Source organism: Pseudomonas artemisiae (assembly GCF_057128685.1).
The window spans coordinates 89,047-109,423 of record NZ_JBSKHS010000007.1 but is presented as its reverse complement, the minus strand read 5'-3'; the positions used below and the strand labels follow the sequence as shown (position 1 = coordinate 109,423).

General features: G+C 60.5%; 20 protein-coding genes. 13 read left to right on the top strand and 7 right to left on the bottom strand.

All coding sequences use genetic code 11. From position 1 onward, the window contains the following. Nucleotides 1-4: 4 nt before the first annotated feature. From lepB to pdxJ, 6 genes are all read left to right on the top strand, one after another. Nucleotides 5-862 carry a signal peptidase I gene (gene lepB, locus ACWKV4_RS10605; protein ID WP_483832033.1) on the top strand — a complete coding sequence of 286 codons (858 nt, stop codon included), beginning with the start codon at nucleotides 5-7 and terminating at the stop codon, nucleotides 860-862. A 70-nt stretch (nucleotides 863-932) separates the two neighbouring features. Next, nucleotides 933-1,310, top strand: coding sequence for a DUF4845 domain-containing protein (locus tag ACWKV4_RS10600; protein WP_483832032.1), 378 nt, complete (start codon nucleotides 933-935; stop codon nucleotides 1,308-1,310). An 11-nt stretch (nucleotides 1,311-1,321) separates the two neighbouring features. Beyond that, complete coding sequence (gene rnc, locus ACWKV4_RS10595) at nucleotides 1,322-1,999, top strand: ribonuclease III (RefSeq protein WP_483832122.1); 678 nt, start codon at nucleotides 1,322-1,324, stop codon at nucleotides 1,997-1,999. Further along, the gene (gene era / locus ACWKV4_RS10590) at nucleotides 1,992-2,894 is read left to right on the top strand and encodes a GTPase Era (protein WP_483832031.1); all 903 of its coding nucleotides are present in this window, start codon (nucleotides 1,992-1,994) and stop codon (nucleotides 2,892-2,894) included. The genes rnc and era overlap by 8 nt, the downstream gene beginning before the upstream one ends. Before the next feature lie 24 nt (nucleotides 2,895-2,918). Then, nucleotides 2,919-3,608 (top strand): DNA repair protein RecO, encoded by a 690-nt coding sequence (recO, locus tag ACWKV4_RS10585; RefSeq protein WP_483832030.1) that lies wholly within the window; start codon nucleotides 2,919-2,921, stop codon nucleotides 3,606-3,608. Between the two features lie 126 nt (nucleotides 3,609-3,734). Then, complete coding sequence (gene pdxJ / locus ACWKV4_RS10580; protein WP_483832029.1) at nucleotides 3,735-4,487, top strand: pyridoxine 5'-phosphate synthase; 753 nt, start codon at nucleotides 3,735-3,737, stop codon at nucleotides 4,485-4,487. A 15-nt stretch (nucleotides 4,488-4,502) separates the two neighbouring features. Here the strand turns inward: pdxJ and nadE are convergent, their stop codons facing one another. Further along, complete coding sequence (gene nadE / locus ACWKV4_RS10575; RefSeq protein WP_483832028.1) at nucleotides 4,503-5,342, bottom strand: NAD(+) synthase; 840 nt, start codon at nucleotides 5,340-5,342, stop codon at nucleotides 4,503-4,505. A 191-nt stretch (nucleotides 5,343-5,533) separates the two neighbouring features. Here nadE and ACWKV4_RS10570 point away from each other — a divergent pair, with 191 nt between their 5' ends. Beyond that, complete coding sequence (locus ACWKV4_RS10570; RefSeq protein WP_483832027.1) at nucleotides 5,534-6,004, top strand: hypothetical protein; 471 nt, start codon at nucleotides 5,534-5,536, stop codon at nucleotides 6,002-6,004. Between the two features lie 111 nt (nucleotides 6,005-6,115). Here ACWKV4_RS10570 and cmoB read toward each other — a convergent pair whose 3' ends face one another. From cmoB to lon, 4 genes are all read right to left on the bottom strand, one after another. Beyond that, nucleotides 6,116-7,078, bottom strand: coding sequence for a tRNA 5-methoxyuridine(34)/uridine 5-oxyacetic acid(34) synthase CmoB (gene cmoB, locus ACWKV4_RS10565; protein ID WP_483832026.1), 963 nt, complete (start codon nucleotides 7,076-7,078; stop codon nucleotides 6,116-6,118). After that, nucleotides 7,075-7,824 carry a carboxy-S-adenosyl-L-methionine synthase CmoA gene (gene cmoA, locus ACWKV4_RS10560; RefSeq protein WP_483832025.1) on the bottom strand — a complete coding sequence of 250 codons (750 nt, stop codon included), beginning with the start codon at nucleotides 7,822-7,824 and terminating at the stop codon, nucleotides 7,075-7,077. The genes cmoB and cmoA overlap by 4 nt, the downstream gene beginning before the upstream one ends. Before the next feature lie 170 nt (nucleotides 7,825-7,994). Next, the gene (locus ACWKV4_RS10555; RefSeq protein ID WP_483832024.1) at nucleotides 7,995-8,396 is read right to left on the bottom strand and encodes a protease inhibitor I42 family protein; all 402 of its coding nucleotides are present in this window, start codon (nucleotides 8,394-8,396) and stop codon (nucleotides 7,995-7,997) included. A gap of 69 nt (nucleotides 8,397-8,465) precedes the next feature. Continuing rightward, on the bottom strand, nucleotides 8,466-10,898 hold the full coding sequence (gene lon, locus ACWKV4_RS10550; RefSeq protein ID WP_483832023.1) for an endopeptidase La: 2,433 nt from the start codon (nucleotides 10,896-10,898) through the stop codon (nucleotides 8,466-8,468). Between the two features lie 231 nt (nucleotides 10,899-11,129). Between lon and ACWKV4_RS10545 the strand changes: the two genes are divergently transcribed. The 5 genes from ACWKV4_RS10545 to ACWKV4_RS10525 all read left to right on the top strand — a co-directional run bounded on the left by ACWKV4_RS10545 (nucleotide 11,130) and on the right by ACWKV4_RS10525 (nucleotide 15,901). Beyond that, a complete protein-coding gene (locus ACWKV4_RS10545) occupies nucleotides 11,130-11,807 on the top strand; it encodes a methylamine utilization protein (protein WP_483832022.1) in 678 nt (225 codons plus the stop codon). Further along, entirely contained in the window at nucleotides 11,791-14,148 is a 2,358-nt protein-coding gene (locus ACWKV4_RS10540) for a putative bifunctional diguanylate cyclase/phosphodiesterase (protein WP_483832021.1), read from the top strand. The genes ACWKV4_RS10545 and ACWKV4_RS10540 overlap by 17 nt, the downstream gene beginning before the upstream one ends. Then, a complete protein-coding gene (locus ACWKV4_RS10535; RefSeq protein ID WP_483832020.1) occupies nucleotides 14,148-15,017 on the top strand; it encodes a DUF3034 family protein in 870 nt (289 codons plus the stop codon). Before ACWKV4_RS10540 ends, ACWKV4_RS10535 begins: the two co-directional genes overlap by 1 nt. Beyond that, nucleotides 15,017-15,442 (top strand): group I truncated hemoglobin, encoded by a 426-nt coding sequence (locus tag ACWKV4_RS10530; RefSeq protein ID WP_483832019.1) that lies wholly within the window; start codon nucleotides 15,017-15,019, stop codon nucleotides 15,440-15,442. Before ACWKV4_RS10535 ends, ACWKV4_RS10530 begins: the two co-directional genes overlap by 1 nt. A 222-nt stretch (nucleotides 15,443-15,664) precedes the next feature. Beyond that, nucleotides 15,665-15,901 (top strand): DUF6429 family protein, encoded by a 237-nt coding sequence (locus ACWKV4_RS10525; protein ID WP_483832018.1) that lies wholly within the window; start codon nucleotides 15,665-15,667, stop codon nucleotides 15,899-15,901. Between the two features lie 48 nt (nucleotides 15,902-15,949). On the opposite strand, the gene ACWKV4_RS10520 is transcribed toward ACWKV4_RS10525, so the two are convergent. Both ACWKV4_RS10520 and ACWKV4_RS10515 read right to left on the bottom strand, forming a co-directional pair. Next, on the bottom strand, nucleotides 15,950-18,349 hold the full coding sequence (locus ACWKV4_RS10520) for a glucose/quinate/shikimate family membrane-bound PQQ-dependent dehydrogenase (protein WP_483832017.1): 2,400 nt from the start codon (nucleotides 18,347-18,349) through the stop codon (nucleotides 15,950-15,952). A 124-nt stretch (nucleotides 18,350-18,473) separates the two neighbouring features. Further along, nucleotides 18,474-18,722 (bottom strand): hypothetical protein, encoded by a 249-nt coding sequence (locus tag ACWKV4_RS10515; RefSeq protein WP_483839548.1) that lies wholly within the window; start codon nucleotides 18,720-18,722, stop codon nucleotides 18,474-18,476. Nucleotides 18,723-18,897: 175 nt separating this feature from the next. On the opposite strand from ACWKV4_RS10515, the gene ACWKV4_RS10510 reads away from it, so the two are divergent. Then, nucleotides 18,898-20,259, top strand: coding sequence for a Pr6Pr family membrane protein (locus tag ACWKV4_RS10510; protein WP_483832016.1), 1,362 nt, complete (start codon nucleotides 18,898-18,900; stop codon nucleotides 20,257-20,259). Nucleotides 20,260-20,377 lie beyond the last annotated feature (118 nt).

The window sequence follows — 20,377 nt, the reverse complement described above, 5'->3', positions numbered from 1 at the left end:
TCCTATGTCTCTTAATTTCCCGCTGTTGTTGGTTATCCTCGTGGCCGTGTGTGGCCTGCTGGGTTTACTTGACCTGCTGTATTACGCCCCACGGCGGCGTGCGGCCATCGCCCATTACCAGGGCAGCGTGGCCCAGCCCGAGCCCGCGGTACTGGACCAGCTAAACAAAGAACCGCTGCTGGTGGAGTACGGCAAGTCGTTCTTCCCAGTGCTGTTCATCGTGCTGGTGCTGCGTTCGTTTTTGGTTGAGCCCTTCCAGATCCCTTCAGGGTCGATGAAGCCAACCCTGGAGGTAGGCGACTTCATCCTGGTGAACAAGTTTTCCTACGGCATTCGCTTACCGGTATTGGATACCAAGGTGATCAAGGTAGGGGACCCTCAACGGGGCGACGTGATGGTGTTCCGTTACCCTAGCGACCCTTCGGTGAATTACATCAAGCGCGTTATCGGTTTGCCGGGTGACAGCATCCGCTATACCTCCGATAAGCACCTTTATGTGAACGGTGCCTTGGTGGAAGAGCAGATGGTAGGCACCACCTTCGATCCGCACTTGGGCGAAGTGGGCGTTTACAAAGAGCACATTGGCGAGGCGGAACACCTCATTCACCAGCAGATGGCGACTTACCGCATGTTGCCGGGTGGCCAGTGGACCGTGCCCGATGGGCACTACTTCATGATGGGCGACAACCGGGACAACTCCAACGATAGTCGTTACTGGGATGACCCCAATATTCCCAAGGACCTCTTGGGCATGGTTCCTGACCACAATATCGTTGGCAAGGCGTTCGCGGTGTGGATGAGCTGGCCAGAACCTAAAACGCGCCACCTGCCTACGCTAAACCGGGTAGGGCTGATCAAGTAAAGCGAGTGCCTAGGTTCCTACCTGGGCGCACGTGCTGAAGGTTTTCGGCAAGAATCAGGCGAGGGCTAGCATGAAAGCAATGAGTTCCCAGCGCGGTGCTTCCCTGATTGGCGGGCTTATTCTGCTGGTCGCCATCGGCTTGCTAGGCATTGCAGGTATGCGCATGGTGCCGCACTACATGGATTTCTGGGCCGTGAAAAAGGCCATGGACAAAGCATCCAGCGACCCTTCCACCAAGGTAGAGGGGAGCGATGAATATTTTGATTACGTCAACCGCAGTCTGCAGGTCAATAACATCCGGGATCTGGATTTGAAAAACGCGTTGAAGATAACCGAGCAATCCGGTGGCTTGCTCGCCCACCTGGCCTATGAAAAGCGTGAGCATTTCGTAGGTAACATCGACCTGGTGGTGAGTTTCGATCACCAAAGCAGCGTGCGCCAGCCGTGAGCCAGTCGCCCCTGAACCGCCTGGAGCGCCAGCTCGGCTATACCTTCAAGAACAAGGACCTGATGCTGTTGGCGCTCACGCACCGCAGCTTCGCCGGGCGCAACAACGAGCGCCTGGAATTCCTCGGCGATGCCATCCTCAACTTCGTGGCCGGTGAAGCGCTTTACGATCGCTTTCCTCAGGCACGGGAAGGCCAGCTGTCACGCCTGCGCGCGCGCCTGGTCAAGGGTGAAACCCTGGCGCTGCTGGCGCGCGGGTTCGACCTGGGCGAGTACCTGCGCCTGGGTTCGGGTGAACTCAAGAGCGGTGGTTTTCGTCGGGAGTCCATTCTGGCAGATGCCCTGGAAGCCCTGATCGGCGCTATCTACCTGGACGCGGACATGGACACCGCGCGTGAGCGGGTGCTGGCCTGGCTGGCTGGGGAGTTCGAAACCCTGACACTGGTGGACACCAACAAAGACCCGAAAACCCGACTGCAAGAGTTCCTGCAGTCCCGTGCCTGTGAATTGCCCCGTTATGAGGTGGTAGATATTCAGGGTGAACCGCATTGCCGCACGTTCTTCGTCGAATGCGAAGTGGCTTTGCTCAATGAAAAAAGCCGAGGCCAGGGCGTGAGCCGGCGCATCGCCGAGCAGGTCGCTGCCGCGGCTGCCCTGATCGCCCTGGGCGTGGAGAATGGCAATGACTGATACACCGACAACCCGTTGCGGCTATGTGGCCATCGTTGGCCGGCCCAATGTCGGCAAGTCCACGCTGATCAATCACATTCTGGGGCAAAAGCTGGCGATTACCTCTCGCAAGCCGCAAACCACCCGCCACACCATGCTTGGCATCAAAACCGAAGGCGCGGTGCAGGCGGTGTATGTGGACACGCCCGGCATGCACAAGGACAACGACAAGGCCCTCAACCGCTACATGAACAAGACCGCCTCGGCCGCCCTTAAAGACGTGGACGTGGTGATCTTCGTAGTAGACCGTACCCGCTGGACCGACGAGGATCAGATGGTGCTGGAGCGGGTGCAGTACGTTGAAGGCCCGGTGATCCTCGCGATCAACAAGACCGATCGGCTTGAGGACAAAGCCGCGCTGATCCCTCACCTGGAGTGGCTGCAACAACAGTTGCCCAAGGCTGAAGTGGTGCCCATTTCCGCGCAGCAGGGGCACAACCTGGATACGCTGGAATCCTTGATCGGCAACTATTTGCCCGAGAATGAGCACTTCTTCCCGGAAGACCAGATCACCGATCGCAGCAGCCGCTTCTTGGCCGCCGAACTGGTGCGGGAAAAGATCATGCGTCAGCTCGGTGCAGAGTTGCCTTACCAGATCACCGTGGAAATCGAAGAATTCAAGCAGCAGGGTGCCACGCTGCACATCCATGCATTGATTCTGGTTGAGCGCGACGGCCAGAAGAAAATCATCATCGGTGACAAGGGTGAGCGTATCAAACGCATCGGCATGGAGGCGCGCAAGGACATGGAGCAGATGTTCGACGCCAAGGTAATGCTGAACCTATGGGTCAAGGTGAAGGGCGGCTGGTCGGATGACGAACGCGCGCTACGCTCCCTAGGCTATGGCGACGTTTAAGCGGCACGCCCGCAAAGGCCGCCCATGAGTGGCACGCAACCGCAGTCGCAGCCGGCCTATGTGCTGCACACCCGGCCCTATCGAGAAACCAGCGCGCTGGTGGATTTCTTTACCCCCGCTGGGCGGGTCAGCGGGGTACTGCGAGGGGCTAGGGGCAAGGCTGGCAGTTCAGCCCGGCCCTTCGTACCCTTGACGGTAGAGTTTCGCGGCAAGAGCGAGCTGCGTACGGTGGTCCGACTGGAGCCCTCGGGCGCCAGCCCTTGGTTGATGGGGGAGGCCCTGTTCAGTGGCCTTTACCTGAACGAGCTGCTAGTACGCCTGTTGCCCTTCCAAGATGCCCACCCCGCGCTTTACGAGCACTACAGCCTTACCTTGCAAGCCCTTGCCTTGGGGCGGCCTTTGGAACCGCTGCTGCGGGCTTTTGAGTGGCGCCTGCTAGACGAGTTGGGCTATGCCTTTGCCTTGGACCAAGACAGCAACGCTGAGCCGGTGGCCGCCGATGGCCTGTACCGGCTTAGCGCAGACGAAGGCCTGGAGCGCGTTGAGGGCTTCGCGCCAGGGCTTTTCCATGGGGCCGACTTGCTGGCCATGGCCGCTACCCAATGGGAGGCCCCGGGTGCCTTGCTGGCGGCTAAACGGCTGATGCGCCAGGCCCTGGCCGCGCACTTGGGCGGTAAGCCGCTGATGAGCCGCGAGTTATTCCGTAGGCCCTGATACCCAATTGCCACGGTGGCACCTGTGGCCTGAACACTGTTCGCCAGCTCTGCTGGCTCCTACAGGCCTACACACACCTGCCTGTGCCACGTATCCTGTGCGTCATTGACTACCAGGAGACTTTCTGTGACCACGAGTAACCGTATCCAGCTGGGCGTGAACATCGATCACGTGGCAACCTTGCGCCAAGCCCGTGGCACGCGCTACCCCGATCCGGTCAAAGCCGCCCTGGACGCCGAGCAGGCCGGGGCGGATGGTATTACCGTGCATCTGCGCGAAGACCGCCGTCATATCCAGGAGCGGGACGTGCTATTGCTCAAGCAGGTCATGCAAACTCGCATGAATTTCGAAATGGGTGTTACCGAGGCCATGCTAACGTTCGCTGAACAGCTTCGTCCCGAACACGTATGCCTAGTACCGGAAACCCGTCAGGAACTTACCACCGAGGGCGGTTTGGACGTTGCGGGTCAGGAATCACGCATTACTGCAGCGGTTAAGCGCCTGAGCGCGGTAGGTAGCGAGGTGTCATTGTTTATCGATGCCGACCCCGCGCAGATCGGAGCCTCCGCTCGAGTGGGCGCGCCAGCGATTGAACTGCACACAGGCCGTTATGCCGATGCCCATACCCCCGAAGAGGCGGCTGCCGAATTACAGCGTATCACCGAGGGTGTGGCACTGGGCCTGCGCTTGGGGCTGGTAGTAAATGCAGGGCACGGATTGCATTACCACAATGTAGAGCCCATTGCCGCCATTGCGGGAATCAACGAACTGAATATCGGCCATGCCCTGGTTGCCCACGCGTTATTCGTAGGCTTCCCGGCCGCGGTGGCGGAAATGAAAGCACTGATCATTGCCGCCGCCGACCGCGCCCGGGGTTGACCCAGGCGCTGGCTGTCACTCAGGCGCGTAAGGCTGGCGACGTTTATGGGCAGTTTTATCGAAGGTACGCACGATAATTTCGTAAGCGGCTTCGTTAACCGCTTTGCCTTGCAAGAATGCATCGATCTGCGCGTAGCTTACCCCGTGGGCGTCTTCATCCGGCTTGCCTGGGGTAAGTTCTTCCAGGTCCGCCGTAGGTACTTTCGAGTACAGCTTCTCAGCCGCGCCCAGGTATTTGGCGATTTCACGGACTTGGCCTTTGACCAGGCCTTCCAGCGGGGTAAGGTCGCAGGCACCATCACCGAATTTGGTGAAGAATCCCATTACCGCCTCAGCGGCATGGTCGGTGCCGATTACCAACGCGTTGTTGGCGTTAGCGATGGCGTATTGGGCAACCATGCGCATACGTGCCTTGGTGTTGCCCCGCACGAAGTCCCGGCGTTCCTTGGTCAGGCCCGTAGCGCTGGGTAGCACATCCAATTGGCTATCCAAGCCCTGGACCGCGTCGGCGATGTTCACCGTCACTTCTTGATCGGCATTAACAAATGTCATCGCAGCCGCTGCGTCGTCTTCATCAAGCTGATTGCCATAGGGCAAGCGCACGGCGATGAATGTATAGGTCGAGTCTTTGGTTTCTTCGCGTAGCTCTTCCACGGCCAATTGAGCCAAGCGGCCGGCAGTGCTGGAATCCACCCCCCCACTAATGCCCAATACCAAGGCCTTAAGCCCGGCATTGCGTAGGGTTTGCTTGATGAACGCCTTGCGCCGCTCAACCTCGGCAACCAACGCGGCTTCATCAGCAAAGGGCGGGATAACGTTCAGCGAGGCGGCGATTTCGGCCTGGCGGTTACTCATGGGTTCGACCTCCTGTAGAGCCAGCCGTGCTGGCGATCAATAGTACGACACCAGCGAAGCTTACCTTGATCCACTGAGGTTGGCTGGGAGACGAGCAGCACTCGCTGCGGCGTTACCTAGCAGTTTGTCAGGTAGGCAGGGTGCCGGCTTGGGCCTAACCTGAAGCGGCCCTAATTAATGGAGTATGTACGATGACGCTTAAGCTCAGCAGTACCGATAAAAACCTTCAGGCACTACTGGAGGAGATTTGGAAAGATAACCACGTGAACGCTGCGGAGAATTTGAAATTGCGCAAGCAAAGCGATGCCGTTGCGGATGCGTTCAAAGATTCTCCTGCTGTAGTTAAACAGTTGGGGCATGTCCAGATGCTCGTGGACTTGTTGGCCGACAAGCTTAAAGATCTATCCGTGGCGGTCTATCAGCAGAACATCCGCAGTAAAAAGGCAGAAGGAGATGCGTCGCGTCATGAAAGCAGTGACCTACAAATGCAGGCGCTTCGTGATACCGCTGCCAGCGGTGATACGGATCGACTAATCGCCGCCGATGATCACGAAAAACACGCTTTGATGGAACAACGCGAAACGCTGATCCGGGCCGTCGAGTATCAAATTGCGTACATGGTTGTCGCTGCCGAGTCGACGGTTGGGAGGCTGCAAATTTGAAGATATTCTTTTGAATATCTGCAAGCCCAACGCTTGGAGAGTCGAACACGACATTCACTTTAAACGGTTGTAGTTGCCGGAGAATCGCTGCAGCGGGTACCACTGGCTTGACTAACCGGCCTTGCGGGCTGTAATCACCGCGCGCATGGGCGCGGGCAGGCCTTCAACGGTTTTACTGTGGTCTTCCGGGTCGAGGAAGTGCTCCAAGGACTGGTAACGCATCCACTCGGTGCTGCGCTGTTCGTCTGGGGTGGTGTAGCTCACGTCCACGCATTTTACGTCGGTAAAGCCCGCGCGACGTACCCATAGCTCCAGGGCGGCCACTGATGGGAGGAACCATACGTTACGCATTTGCGCGTAACGGTCCTCAGGTACCAGCACCTGTTGCTCGTCGCCTCGCACCACCAGGGTTTCCAGCACCAATTCGCCGCCCTTGACCAGGCAGTCCTTGAGCGCGAACAGATGGTCGATGGGGGAGCGTCGGTGGTACAACACCCCCATGGAGAAGACCGTGTCGAAGCCTTGCAGGTTAGGCGGCAGGTCTTCCAGTGCCAGCGGCAGATGCCAGGCGGGCAGGTCGGGTAGGTAGTGGCGCAGCGCCTGGAACTGGCAAAAGAACAGCCAGCTGGGGTCTATGCCGATCACGCTGTGCGCCCCAGCACCGAGCATGCGCCACTGGTAATAGCCATTACCGCAGCCCACATCCAATACGCGCTTGCCTTGTAAATCCAGGTGGGGCGCGACGCGGGCCCATTTCCAATCCGAACGCCATTCGGTGTCTACGTGCACACCAAACAGGTGGAACGGCCCTTTGCGCCAGGGCGACAGGCCCATCAGGGCTTCACGCAGGCGCTGGTAGGCACTGTTATCACAGCCTCCGGCGAGGGTCACGCTGCTGGCCAGGTCTATCGTACTGGGGGTCAACGCAGGCAAGGCCGCCAGGGCCGCTTGCCAACGCTGCAGGTCGCCATGGCCCTTTTCCAGGCGCTGGTTCAGGTCGGCCTGCAGGCCATTGGCCCAGGCTGCCAAGGGCGAGCCCACCAAGTGTTGGACGAGAGGCGTAAGGTCGATCATGGCAGCGCGATCATCGAAGCGAAATTAAGGCACTGGAACCAGGGCACCACCTTGCTGAAGCCTGCGGCCAACAACCGCGCTTGGTGGGCTTCGAAGCTGTCGGGTTTCATCACGTGTTCGATGGCACTGCGCTTCTGGGCGATTTCCAAATCGCTGTAACCGTTGGCTCGTTTGAAATCAACATGCAGCTCGGTGAGCAGCGCATGGGCCTCGGCGTCTTCGAAGCGAAGCTTTTCAGAGAGCAGCAGCGCGCCGCCGGGCACCAATGCTTGGCGGATGCGCGTTAGCAGGGCCAGCCGGTGCTCGGGGGCAATGAACTGTAAGGTGAAGTTCAAGGCCACCACCGAAGCAGGCTCGAATTCAAAGCCCAGGATGTCTGCTTCCAAGACCTGCACTGGTAGCAACGCTTGAAACATCGAATCCTGCCCTCTGAGGTATTCCTGGCAGCGCTGAATCATGGCTGGGGAGTTGTCCACGGCCACTACCCGGCAGCCCTCTCGGCGCACATGCCGACGCAACGCCTGGGTGACCGCTCCGAGGGATGCGCCCAAGTCATAGAGGTGAGTACCCTCTTGGGCAAAGCGCGCCGCCAATACACCCAGGTTTTCGACGATGGCCAGGTAGCCAGGCACCGAACGCTTGATCATGTCCGGGAACACCCGCGCCACGTCCTCGTTGAATACGAAATCCGGCACCTGGGGCAAGGGCTGGGCGAAAAGATGATCAGAATGGTCAGGCACGGGCATCTACAGAGGAGGCGAGAAAGGCGGCGATTTTAAGAGGTACAGGCCGCGCGCTACAAGCCGTAGGCAGTCAAACGCTATTCGGCAGCTGTCGCTGGCTCTACAGGAAATAAATTTGGCGCCTCTTGCGTGTAGGAGCGAGCAAAGCTCGCGAACAAGGTTCAGCTCATAACTTACCGAACGGTGATATCACAATCAAAGCTTTGCACCGGTTTGACCTCCGGCGCCCAGGGTTGCTGGAGCACCATCAGCAGGTGGCTTTGGCTCGGGCCTTGAGCGCGGTAGCGCCAGACCGATTGCCCGGCAGCGCCCACGATACCGGCGTCTTCGGAGTTGGTGTACACCTCCGGGCCGAGGCTGCGCAGTGAGGCTTGGGCGGGGTTTTGCACCAGCCAGCGGTAGCCCGTGGTGGGGTTGCTGGGCAGGGTGATGATCAACAGTTGGCCGTTGGCCAAAGTGATGGGGCACTGGTGTTGCTTGCTGAGGTTGAAGGCGACGGAAGGGTCTGGCGAATTTCCCGCGCAAGCGGCGAGCAGGGCGAAGCCAGCGAGGGCAAAGGGGCGGACCAAGGACATCGACGGGCATCCAAGCAAGGGCGACGCTTGCCAGCATAGCGCAGGCAAGCGTCGCAGTCAGCGCCAGGGTTAGAACAAGACCTTGGCCACGTCGGCGAAGCGTTTCGCGAAGTGTACCGTCAGCCCTTCTTTGAGGTAGTCCGGCAGCTCCTGGAAGTTGCCCCGGTTCGCTTCCGGCAGAATCAACTCGGTGAGCTTCTGCCGCCGCGCCGCGATCACTTTCTCCCGCACCCCGCCAATGGGCAGCACATGCCCGGTCAGGGTCAGCTCGCCGGTCATGGCCACGCCTTTCTTGGGCGCTTGCCCGCGGGCCAGAGACAGCAGCGCGCTGGCCATGGTCACGCCCGCGCTTGGGCCATCCTTGGGGGTTGCCCCTTCAGGCACATGCAGGTGAACGAAGGCCTCGTTGAAGAAGGAGGCCTTGCCGCCAAACTGGTCCAGGTTAGAGGTCACGTAGCTATAGGCGATTTCGGCGGACTCTTTCATGACATCGCCCAATTGCCCAGTCAGCTTGAAGCCGCGGGTCAGGCTGTGCACATGGGTCGCCTCGATTGGCAGGGTAGCGCCGCCCATGCTGGTCCAGGCCAGGCCCGTGATCACACCAACGCCGCTGAGCACCTGCTCGCTGCGGAACACCGGCATGCCCAGGTAGGCTTCCAACTCTTTCGGGCCCACCTTGATGACCGCAGTGGGGTCTTCCAATAGCTTGACCACCGCCTTACGCACCACCTTGCCCAGTTGCTTCTCTAGCTGGCGCACGCCGGCCTCGCGGGCATAGCCCTCGATCACCGCCCGCAAGGCAGCGTCGTTGATGGTCAGGTTGGCCTTGCTCACACCGGCTTTTTCAAGCTGCTTGGGCCACAGGTGCTTCTTGGCGATGGCCAGTTTTTCTTCGGTGATATAGCCGGACAGCCGAATGACTTCCATCCGGTCCAGCAGCGGGCCGGGAATGGAATCAAGGGTGTTGGCGGTACAGACGAACAGCACCTTGGACAGGTCCAGACGCAGGTCCAGGTAGTGGTCGAGGAAGTCGACGTTCTGTTCCGGGTCCAGGGTTTCAAGCAATGCCGAAGCAGGGTCGCCCTGGTAGCTTTGGCCCATCTTGTCGATTTCATCGAGCATGATGACCGGGTTCATCACTTCTACATCCTTGAGCGCCTGTACCAGCTTGCCAGGCTGGGCGCCGATGTAGGTACGGCGGTGGCCCTTGATCTCGGCCTCATCACGCATACCACCCACGCTGAAGCGGTAGAATGGCCGCCCCAGGGATTCTGCGATGGACTTGCCGATACTGGTTTTACCTACCCCGGGCGGGCCCACCAGCAGGACGATGGAGCCGCTGATTTCGCCCTTGTAAGCACCTACGGCCAGGAATTCCAGAATGCGGCTTTTGATATCCCCCAGGCCTGCGTGGTGAGCGTCCAGCACCTTGCGCGCATGCTTGAGCTCTAGCCGGTCCTTGCCGTACACGCCCCAAGGCAAGGCCGTGGCCCAGTCCAGGTAGTTGCGGGTGACCGCGTACTCAGGCGAGCCGGTTTCGAGGATGGCCAGCTTGCCCATTTCCTCGTCGATACGCTTACGCGCCGCCTCAGGCAGGGTTTTGCCCTCAAGGCGTTGCTCGAACTGTTCCAGGTCCGCGCTACGGTCGTCCTTGGTCAGCCCCAGCTCTTGCTGGATGACCTTCAATTGTTCCTTGAGGAAGAACTGCCGCTGATGCTCGCCGATCTGGCGGTTCACCTCAGCGGAAATCTCCTTCTGCAGGCGCGCTACTTCTACTTCCTTGCGCAGCATGGGCAGTACTTTTTCCATGCGCTTGAGCATGGGCACGCAATCGAGCACCTGTTGCAGCTCGGCGCCGGTGGCAGACGTAAGCGCGGCGGCAAAGTCGGTCAGCGGCGACGGGTCGTTAGGGCTGAAGCGGTTTAAATAGTTTTTCAGCTCTTCGCTGTACAGCGGGTTAAGGGGCAGCAACTCTTTGATGGCGTTGATCAGCGCCATGCCGTAAGCCTTGATTTCATCGGTAGGCTCAACGGGCTGCAGAGGGTACTCCACTTCCACCAGATAGGGCGGGCGATGGTGCTTGAGCCAGGTACGGATGCGTACCCGCGACAGGCCTTGGGCCACGAACTGCAGCTTGCCGTCTTCTCGGCTGGCGTGGTGAATCTTCACCAAGGTGCCGTACAAGGGCAGGGTGGAGGTATCGAGGTGGCGCGGGTCTTCGGCCGGGCTTTCCATATAGAAAAGCGCCAGGGCGTGGTGCGGGGTTTTCGCTACCAGGTCCAGGGTTTCCGCCCAAGGCTCTTCGTTGACGATCACCGGCAGCACCTGCGCGGGGAAGAACGGCCGGTTATGGATCGGGATCACATAGACTTTGTCTGGCAGGTTCTGCCCTGGCAATACCAGCTCGGTACTGGAGGTAGTGGAATGTTCCACGTTTTCCTGGTCAGCCGAAGACTGGTTGGCAGCGTTTGGGTGATCAGCAACAGAATCCTGGTCGCTCATGAGGCACCTGCGAAAATGGCTATGAACGCTTAGATGGGGGGCAAGGGAGCGGGTTTCAATGGGTGACTGAAGGATTGCCGCCGCTTGCCGATAACCCAGGCACACCCCTTAGGCACGGCGCGGGTACTTGCCTTGTGCTTAAGTTTTTATGCACAGGCCTTGCGCTGGCGCCCGGCAGCCTGCGTTAGCACAGCGGGGCGGGCATTTTTTTTACCTGAGCGAGTTTATGTAATGAGCCTATTCTTAAGCCGTGTAGCCGTATTACTAGCCTGCGTGCTAGGCCCTGCGGCCCAGGCGGGAGAATTGGTTCTGAACGTTACCGATCAGCAAGGCGTGCCCTTGGAGAACGCTGTGGTCAGCCTGGCAGGCCCGCCAGCGGGCGCGAAGGGGCCAACAACGGCGAATATGGACCAGCGTGACAAAATGTTCTTCCCCCATGTGCTGGCCGTGCGCACCGGCACTGCGGTGGCCTTTCCCAACCGGGACAACATCCGCCACCAAGTGTATTCCTTCTCCCCGGTCAAACGCTTTGAGCTGCGCCTGTACGAAGGGACGCCCAGCGCGCCGGTGATCTTCGACCAGCCCGGTGTGGTGGTGCTGGGCTGCAATATCCACGATTGGATGCTGGGGTATATCTACGTCACGCCTGATCCTTGGTTCGCGGTCACCGATGCCCAGGGCCGGGCCGTATTCAAGCCCCTGCCAAGCGGCACCTACACCCCGACACTCTGGCACCCCAGGCGTGCAGACCTGCGCCCACAGCCGAGTGAGCCCCTGACGGTCACCGTCGCGCCCCTGAATAAAACCCTGGCGCTGACCGTGGAGCCAGCGTCCGATGACGCCCCTACACCGCCTGCCAGCGCATTTGGCGATGCGTTCGGCAAGGCTCTGCGTGAAGACGCTAAATAGCGTTCAATGGCGCATCAGCAGCGTACTGGTACTTTCGCTGCTGGTGGTGATCGCCGCCGTGACCTTGGCGGTCAAGCTGGCGACCGCCGACGCGGTACGAGCCCAGGCCCACCAGCAGCTGGAGGTCGGCGGCCGGGTATTCGAGCGCCTGCTGGACATGCGCGGCCGCCGTTTGCGCGATGGCGTGCAATTGCTGGCGGCAGATTTCGGTTTGCGCGATGCCATTTCCAGCGCCGATGCCGCGACCATTCGTTCTGCCCTGCTCAATCATGGGGGGCGCATTGGCGCCAGCGATGCGGTGCTGCTGAACATGGACGGCACGGTAATGGCCAGCACCCACAGCACCTTTATCAACGGTGAGCCCTTCCCCTATGACCCAGCGTTGCGAGAGGCGCGCAAGCGCAACCAGGGCGTGGTGATCGTGGCCTGGGAAGGGGCGCCGGTGTTGTTGGTCGATGCGGTGGTCTCGGCGCCACTGCCCATCGCCCGGGTGGTAATGGGCTTTACCATGGACGAAGGCTTCGCCCAAGAGCTGCATGCGCTAAGCAACTTGCAGGTGTCGTTCCTGACCATCGATAGCCAGCAGGCTGGTGAGCTGGTTACCACTCAGCCCCAGGCCATGCGCGCGGACTTGGTTCAGTGGCTGCTCAACGAGCATCCACCGGATTTGGTCAGCGTAGGCGAGCACGGCGGGCATCGCTTTCTGGAGCAGCGGCTGGAACTCAATGGTGCTGGCCAGGCGCAGGGGCGGGTGATCGCGCTGCTGCAAAGCCCACTGGACGAAGCCATGCGAGCCTTTGCCCCGCTGGACCACGACATTGTGGTGATCGCGCTGGTGGCGCTACTGGCTTCGTTGCTCGGTTCGCTGTTGCTGGCCCGGAGCATTTCCCGCCCGGTGCGCACCCTGGCAAATGCCGCTCAGCGCATTGGCCAAGGTGACTATCAAGTCCGCGTGCAACTGCGCCGCAGTGATGAATTCGGGGCCTTGGCCGGGGCCATCAACCTGATGCAAGCGGGTATCTCCGAGCGCGAACAGCGCTTGGCCCACAACGCCCTGCACGATCACCTGACCGGGCTGCCCAACCGTGCCCTGGCCATAGAACGCCTGGGCAGTGCCATCGCCGCCGAGCGGTCAGTGGCCGTGCTCAGCCTGGCCTTGGATAACCTGGCCGCCATTACCCGCAATGGCGGCATAGGCCCGGCCGAGGGCGTGTTGCGTGGCCTAGGCCCGGTTCTTGAACCGGTGCTACGCCCCGGCGATACCTTGGCGCACCTGATCGGGGGCGAGTATCTGCTGTTGATCGAAGGTGTTGACGCCCAGCAGGCGGTGGCCAGGGCCGACCGGGTACAGCAGGCGCTGCTCAAGCCCCAACGGGTGGAAAACCATGACGTTTCCCTGGATGCCAGCATCGGCATTGCCATGTACCCCGATGACGGCCAGAGCGCCGATGTACTGGTTTCGCGCGCCACCATCGCCCGTAACGATGCCCGAGCGTTGCCTGGCCGCCTGCAGCTGTATCAGCAAGGCCGCGATCTGGTGCACCAGCGTGAAGTGAGCCTGATCCGTGACCTGCGTAGCGCTCCTGAAAACGGGGAGCTGCTGCTGCATTACCAGCCCAAGCTGGACCTTCGCACCGGCCAGGTACACCAAGCCGAGGCCCTGCTACGCTGGCAGCACCCGCAGTTCGGTATGGTCTCCCCAGGGGAGTTCATTGCCCTGGCTGAACGCACGGGCAGTATCCAGGGGCTCACTCGCTGGGTGATCGCTGAAAGCATTCGCCAGCTTGGGGCCTGGAACCGGTGTGGCCTGGCGCTTGAAGTGTCCGTGAACGTGTCTGCCGATGACCTGCTGGGCACGGACTTGGCCGAGCGGGTGCCTCGGCTGTTGGCCAGCCATGGGGTACCAGCCCATCAATTGACCTTCGAGATTACCGAAAGCGCAATCATGCGTGAGCCGGAGGCCGCGTTGGCGGTGCTGGAGCGGTTGCGCGGCTGCGGCATCAGTTTATCGGTGGATGATTTCGGCACCGGCTATTCATCCTTGGCCCACCTCAAGCGCCTGCCGGTGCAGGAGCTGAAGATCGACCAATCGTTCGTGCGCGACCTGGACGAAACCAGCGAGGACGCGGTGATCGTGCGCTCTACCATCGAGATGAGCCATAACCTGGGGCTGCGGGTAGTGGCTGAAGGTGTAGAACAGGAGCGCAGTTTGCGCCTGCTGGAGCGCTGGCGCTGTGATACGGCTCAGGGCTACCTGATCAGCCGCCCACTGCCGGCCGAGCCTTTCGAAGCCTGGGTGCGCCGGGCTGACCATTCTGCCTATAAGGAGGCGCAGGTCTGATGACCTGGTTGAAACTACTGCTGAGCCTGGCCTTGGCTGCCACCCTGCCAGCCTTCGCTGATGAGGCCAGTCGCCAGGGCCGCTTGCTGGCTACCGGTGGCGCCAGCAGCATCGACGGCGCCGCGGGCGGTGGTATCACGCCTTGGGCGATGATCGCAGGCTATGGCGAGGCCGATCAGGTTGGCGGCACGGTATTCGCCACCCGGGTGCAACTGCCGGATTACCGCCTAGACGTGATAGGCGCGGCCGTGGGCTATGGCAACCGTGTTGAGTTGTCTATGGCGCGCAACCGCTTCGACCTGGGTAGCCTGGTGCATAAACTCGGCTTGCCAGAGAACAGCCTCAGCCAGGACGTACTTGGGGCCAAGGTGCGTGTGCTGGGTGACCTTATCTATGACCGCCTGCCCCAGGTATCCCTAGGGCTGGAATATAAACATCAGAAGGATTTTCTGATTCCCAGCCTGGTGGGTGCCCGCCGCAGCGAGGATGTTGAGGGTTACCTGGCGGCCAGCCGTTTATTCATGGGTGGCGCCTTTGGCTACAACCTGCTCGTGAACGCAGGCTTACGCTACAGCCGCGCCAACGAACTTGGCTTGCTGGGCTTTGGGGGGGACCGCCGTGATCGCCGCAGCGTGCTCAAGGAAGGCTCGGTAGCAGTATTGTTCAACCCGAGCTGGGCGGTGGGGGTAGAGTACCGAGAAAAGCCGGATAACCTCTCGTTCGCCGGCGAAAGCGACTGGGCGGACCTGTTCGTGGGCTGGTTCCCCAGCAAGCAGGTGTCGGTGGTGCTGGCCTATGCTCGCCTCGGGGAGATCGCCACGCTGGATAACCAAAACGGCACCTACCTGTCCCTGCAAGGAGCCTTCTGATGCGCCGCGCGTTTTATGGGCTGTCGCTGTTGGCCGCGCTTACGGCGTGTGCCCAACAGCCTGCCCGTGACGACAGCCTGTACCAGGAACTGGATGGCAAGCCAGGCATTACCCGCATCGTCGAGGGCATGTTGCTAAACGTCGCGCGGGACCCTCGTATCGTTGAGCACTTTCGCAACGTGGACCCCGTACGGCTACGGGACAAGCTGATCGAGAAGTTCTGCATGGACGCCGGCGGCCCCTGTACCTACACCGGCGACAGCATGGCCGAGGCCCACAAAGGCCAGCACATCAACCCGGCTGAATTCAACGCCTTGGTGGAGGACCTGATCGCCGCCATGACCGCCCAAGGGCTACCCGTGACCGCGCAGAATTGCTTGCTGGCCCGGCTCGCCGCGCAGCGGAGCGAGGTCATTCGCAAGTAGGCGCCGTCGCGCCGCCAAGGCGTGAACTGCGCCCGAAGGTTGGATAGGCGCGTAGGCCAGCCTGCGGGAGCCAGCGAAGCTGGCGAATAGGTCCGACACGTCCGCGCCTTGTTTCGCAAGGCTCGGCAACTGGGCATAGAGCAGGTTCATCCCGACAACCTGTTCGACCGCTACCTTCGCTCTTACAATGCAGCGGTATTCCAACGCCCTCAGGGGCATCTTATGAGTATCAATACCGCGGCCATCGACGACGCCGTACTCGCGCTGCTTTATCTGACCTTGCATGACAAATACTGCGCCTGGAAGAACTTCGACTGGGACGCCATGGACCGGCTGCATGAACGCGGGTTGATCGATAATCCGGTCAGTAAGGCCAAATCCGTATGGCTGACCCACGAAGGTTTGAAAGAGTCCGAACGGCTGTTCAAGCAGCTATTTACCGATAACGGTGAGATCTAAACGAAAACGGCGCCCCGAAGGGCGCCGTTTCTTTACCTCATTAACGCATCACTTCGGCAAAGCAAAGGCCATTACATAATCGCCCTGCTTGGTACCCAGCGAGCCATGGCCGCCGGCAACCACCAGTACGTACTGGCGGCCATCCTTGCCGGTGTAGGTCATGGGCGTGGTCTGTGCGCCGGCGGGCAGGCGGCCTTCCCACAACTGCTTGCCGTTGTTTATGTCATAGGCGCGCAGGTACTGGTCCAGGGTGCCGCTGAGGAAGCCTACGCCACTGGCGGTCACGAAGGTACCACCCAGGCTTGGCACGCCCATGGTCAGCGGGATCGGAACCGGCGAGCTGTCGCGCACGGTGCCGTTCTTATGCTTCCAGATCACCTTGTGGGTCGTCAGGTCCACGGCAGCCACGTAGCCCCAGGCGGGTGCCTGGCACGGCAGGCCAGCTGGCGACAGCATCGCTTCGAGGATCACGCCGTAAGGCGCGCCCTTGTTGGGCTGTACGCCCTCGGTTTCACTCTTGCGGGCAGGGCCGCCTTCTACGTCGGCGCGGGGCACCAGGCGGGACTTGAACGCCATGTAGTCCGGGTTCACGAATGCAATCTGGCGAACCGGGTCCACCGAGATGCCACCCCAGTCGAACACCCCGAAGTTACCTGGGTACACGATGGAGCCTTGCAGCGAGGGCGGGGTGTAGATGCCTTCATAACGCAGCGAACGGAAGTCCATGCGGCACAGCATCTGGTCGAACGGCGTCACGCCCCACATGTCTTTTTCGCGCAGCGTCGGCGGCATGAAGTTCAGCTCAGACATCGGCTGAGTCGGCGACGTATGGTCGCCCTCCACGGCCCCTTGTGGCACCGGGGTTTCGTTCACAGGCACGATCGGCTGGCCGTTGCTGCGGTCCAGCACGTAGATGCTGCCCTGTTTGGTAGACGCCATGACCGCAGGCTTGAGGCCATCGGCGGTCTTGATGTCGATCAGGCTAGGCTGGCCGCCTACGTCCATGTCCCACAGGTCGTGATGAGTGAACTGGAACGTCCAGCGCACCTGGCCGGTGGCGATGTCCAGCGCGGTAACGCCAGCGCTGTACTTTTCGCTTTCCGGCGTGCGATTGCCGCCCCACTGGTCAGGCATTTGGTTACCCATGGGCAGGTAGAGCATGCCCAGTTTTTCGTCCACCGACATCAACGACCACATGTTCGGCGAGTTACGGGTGTAGTGCTCACCCGGTGCGATCGGGGTGGTGTTTTCGGGGTTGCCGCTATCCCAGTTCCATACCAGGTGGCCGTCATGCACGTCGAACGCACGCACCACGCCCGAAGGCTCGTCGGTGGACACGTTATCGGTCACGTGGCCGCCAATCACTACCAAGTCCTTGGTAACGGCTGGCGGTGAAGTGGAATAATAGCCACCGGGCGCGAAGGTCCCGATGTTGGCGCTTAGGTCGATAGCACCTTTGTTGCCAAAGTCCTCGCACATCTTGCCGGTATCGGCGTTCAAGGCGATCAGGCGGGTATCGGCGGTAGGCACGAACAGCCGCTTGGGGCAGGCCGTAGCGACCGCTGGGCTGGCCTGGGATGCATCGGCGGCGGCATAGGCCGCGTCGTCATGATAGGACACGCCACGGCAGGTCATGTGAGCCCAGCCCTTGAAGGTGTCAGCACCCTGGGAGCTGATCTTAGGGTCGAACCGCCAGATTTCCTTGCCCGTGTCCGGGTCCAGCGCGATCACTTGGCTGTGCGGCGTGCACACGTACAGCATGCCGTTGACCTTGAGCGGGGTGTTTTCCGCGGTGGTTTCGCCTGGGTCATTGGCACCCGGGATGTCGCCGGTGCGGAAGGTCCAAACCGGTTCAAGCTTGGCAACGTTCTTGGGGGTGATCTGGTTCAGCGGCGAGTAACGGTCACCGAAGGCAGTACGCCCGTAGGATGCCCAGTCGCCATCTGCCATGGTAGGCGCGGTGCTAGTAGTGCCTGCGGTGTCACGGCCTAGCTCGCCCTTGATTTCACCGGGGTTAGTGAACTGGCTAGCCAGCGCGGTAAGGCCCGCCAGCACCACGGCAACGGTCAGGCCATTGGTGCCCAGCGGGTAACGCTGGCCACGGGTCAGCGGCCGGCGGAACCAAGGTAGCAACAGCACGATGCCGAGCACGAACCACAACGCCAGGCGCGGTACCAATTGCCACCAGTCCAGGCCCACTTCCCACAAGGCCCATAGCGTACTGGCGAACAGCACCAGGGCGTAGAGGCTCAGGGCGGCACGTTTGTGAGCGATCAACAACGCGCCGGTCAAGGCAATACCGACCCCCGCACACAGGTAATACAACGACCCATGGTTAGCCGCCAGCTTAATGCCGCCGACCACCAAGGCCAGCCCCATCAGCAGGAACAGCAGGCCGAGCAGGGTGGGCAGGATGCGCCTTCCGCTCTTGGCACCGTCAGTGCTCATACTTAGAAATCTCCAGTGAGTAGAAAATGTATCGAGAAATTTCCCACAGCCAGTAGGCTGGGTTTCTCAATGTTAGTTCGCTAAATCGAATGCTGGTAACGATGCCTGCGCCCACCCAATGGCTTTAGTACGCAGCCGGCTCCTGTAGCGCGCAGGCGTGACCGCTATGCCGTTGGATCAAGCCCATTTGGGCCGCAGGTTGTGCGTTGCACAAACCGCTGCCATTACCGAACGTCCAGCCCAAACGCGCGTCGAACAGCGGCGTGTCGGAGGCCAAATTAGCGCTGAGGGTTAGGGCAACGGGGAAGGCTAAAGCGACCCAAGACGAAGCGTCGCCAAGGGGGCGGGCGGGGGTAGCAGGCATGGCAAGCATTGAAGGCAATCTATCTAATGGTCTTATCTAGCAAGCTGAACAGTTTCAGCAAGAGGCGGCGGGAGGATATAGCTATCTGGCCCTGCGGCAAAGCGTCGCTGGAAAGACACAGTATTGTGCAGCCCGTAATAATGGCGATTTCCCACCAATGAGTAGGCGACGAACAGCAGCGTTTTTGGCCTGGTTAGCTTGGCTGGCCTTGGTGTTACAGCTTTGCCTGATCCTGGATGTACGATGGCGCATGGGAGCCAGCGTGGTAGGCGGGCTGGTGCATTTCTTCAGTTACTTCACGGTGCTGAGTAACACGCTGGCAGCCGGTGTACTGACCGCATGGGTATGGCCTGCCCCTACAGGGCTGGGCCGCTGGCTGCGCTCCCCGCCGCTGGCAGGCTGTGCGTTGGTGAGCATCGTGTTGGTGGGGCTGGGCTATAACCTGTTACTTAGCCATTACTGGGCGCCTCAAGGCGCGCAATGGTTGGCCAATGCTGTGCTGCACCAACTGATGCCGTTGGCGTTCGTGGCCTTTTGGTGGTGGTGCGTGCCCAAGGGGGCGTTGCAGTGGCGTCACCTTGGCCTATGGGCCCTGTACCCGCTGGTTTGGTACGGTTTTACCTTGCTGCGTGGGTGGTCCGTGGGGGTATGGCCTTACCCCTTCATAGACGCCTTCGCGCTGGGCTTTACCCAGGCACTGCTCAATGCACTCGGGTTGTTCGGGGTATTCTGCCTAGGCGGGTGTGGGCTGATCTTACTGGACCGGCGCCTGGGCCTTGGCCTTGGCCACGCCGCTAGCGGCCTAAGTAAGCGCCACAGCCTGTCAATTACTCCAGTAACCGGCAAAACCGAGCAAAGCCACTTAAACTGCAAGCACCGGCATGAAAAACGAGCCCAGCCAATGACCGATACCCCTCAAACACCAAGCCAACCGCAACCCGTGCCACCTGCCAACCCTTTCAACCCGGGGTACTTCGAATCCGACGAGCTGCGAACCTTTGGTTTCAAGCAGGTGGGTGAAAACGTAAAGATTGCCAGGAATTGCACCATCATTGGCCTGCATAACATCGCGCTGGGCAATCACATCCGCATCGACGGCAATGTGGTACTGGCGGCGTATTCCGGCGCCCTTACTCTGGGCAGTTATATCCATATCGGTGAAGGGTGTTACCTGGGCTGCGGTGGCGGGGTGACCTTGGAGGACTTCGCTGGCCTGTCTCAAGGGGTGAAAATCTACTCGGGCACCGACGACTATTCCGGTAAAACCCTGACCAACCCTACGGTGCCTCACGCCCTCAAAGAGGTAAAGCTGGCGCCTGTGCGGCTGGGCCGGCATGTGATCGTGGGCTCCGGCAGCGTGATACTACCTGGTGTAAGCATTGGCGAAGGCTCGTCGGTGGGCGCGTTGTCACTGGTGTCTAAATCGCTAGAACCTTGGGGCGTGTATTTCGGCGCGCCAGCGAAAAAGCTCAAGGAGCGGCGTAAAGACCTCTTGAAACTTGAGCAAGCGCTTCGGCTAGGCACCCCCCTTAATCAGCCTCAGTGATAAAGAGAAATATTGATTTCAAAGAGAATTAAAGGTCAGGTTCCAGGGGCCGATAGTGAGCATTATCGCCACTTTTACAGGAAATTTCCCGGTCACCCCTGGTGATTGCAGGAAAACG

What these genes read in the sequence shown, in the direction of transcription:
- ACWKV4_RS10525 (WP_483832018.1), top strand. Translation starts at nt 15,665, where the DNA reads ATGAGTATCAATACCGCGGCCATCGACGACGCCGTACTCGCGCTGCTT.
- ACWKV4_RS10555 (WP_483832024.1), bottom strand. Translation starts at nt 8,396, where the DNA reads ATGTCCTTGGTCCGCCCCTTTGCCCTCGCTGGCTTCGCCCTGCTCGCC.
- recO (WP_483832030.1), top strand. Translation starts at nt 2,919, where the DNA reads ATGAGTGGCACGCAACCGCAGTCGCAGCCGGCCTATGTGCTGCACACC.
- cmoB (WP_483832026.1), bottom strand. Translation starts at nt 7,078, where the DNA reads ATGATCGACCTTACGCCTCTCGTCCAACACTTGGTGGGCTCGCCCTTG.
- ACWKV4_RS10515 (WP_483839548.1), bottom strand. Translation starts at nt 18,722, where the DNA reads ATGCTTGCCATGCCTGCTACCCCCGCCCGCCCCCTTGGCGACGCTTCG.
- ACWKV4_RS10530 (WP_483832019.1), top strand. Translation starts at nt 15,017, where the DNA reads ATGCGCCGCGCGTTTTATGGGCTGTCGCTGTTGGCCGCGCTTACGGCG.
- cmoA (WP_483832025.1), bottom strand. Translation starts at nt 7,824, where the DNA reads ATGCCCGTGCCTGACCATTCTGATCATCTTTTCGCCCAGCCCTTGCCC.
- ACWKV4_RS10545 (WP_483832022.1), top strand. Translation starts at nt 11,130, where the DNA reads ATGAGCCTATTCTTAAGCCGTGTAGCCGTATTACTAGCCTGCGTGCTA.
- ACWKV4_RS10520 (WP_483832017.1), bottom strand. Translation starts at nt 18,349, where the DNA reads ATGAGCACTGACGGTGCCAAGAGCGGAAGGCGCATCCTGCCCACCCTG.
- lepB (WP_483832033.1), top strand. Translation starts at nt 5, where the DNA reads ATGTCTCTTAATTTCCCGCTGTTGTTGGTTATCCTCGTGGCCGTGTGT.
- nadE (WP_483832028.1), bottom strand. Translation starts at nt 5,342, where the DNA reads ATGAGTAACCGCCAGGCCGAAATCGCCGCCTCGCTGAACGTTATCCCG.
- era (WP_483832031.1), top strand. Translation starts at nt 1,992, where the DNA reads ATGACTGATACACCGACAACCCGTTGCGGCTATGTGGCCATCGTTGGC.
- ACWKV4_RS10570 (WP_483832027.1), top strand. Translation starts at nt 5,534, where the DNA reads ATGACGCTTAAGCTCAGCAGTACCGATAAAAACCTTCAGGCACTACTG.
- ACWKV4_RS10535 (WP_483832020.1), top strand. Translation starts at nt 14,148, where the DNA reads ATGACCTGGTTGAAACTACTGCTGAGCCTGGCCTTGGCTGCCACCCTG.
- ACWKV4_RS10600 (WP_483832032.1), top strand. Translation starts at nt 933, where the DNA reads ATGAAAGCAATGAGTTCCCAGCGCGGTGCTTCCCTGATTGGCGGGCTT.
- lon (WP_483832023.1), bottom strand. Translation starts at nt 10,898, where the DNA reads ATGAGCGACCAGGATTCTGTTGCTGATCACCCAAACGCTGCCAACCAG.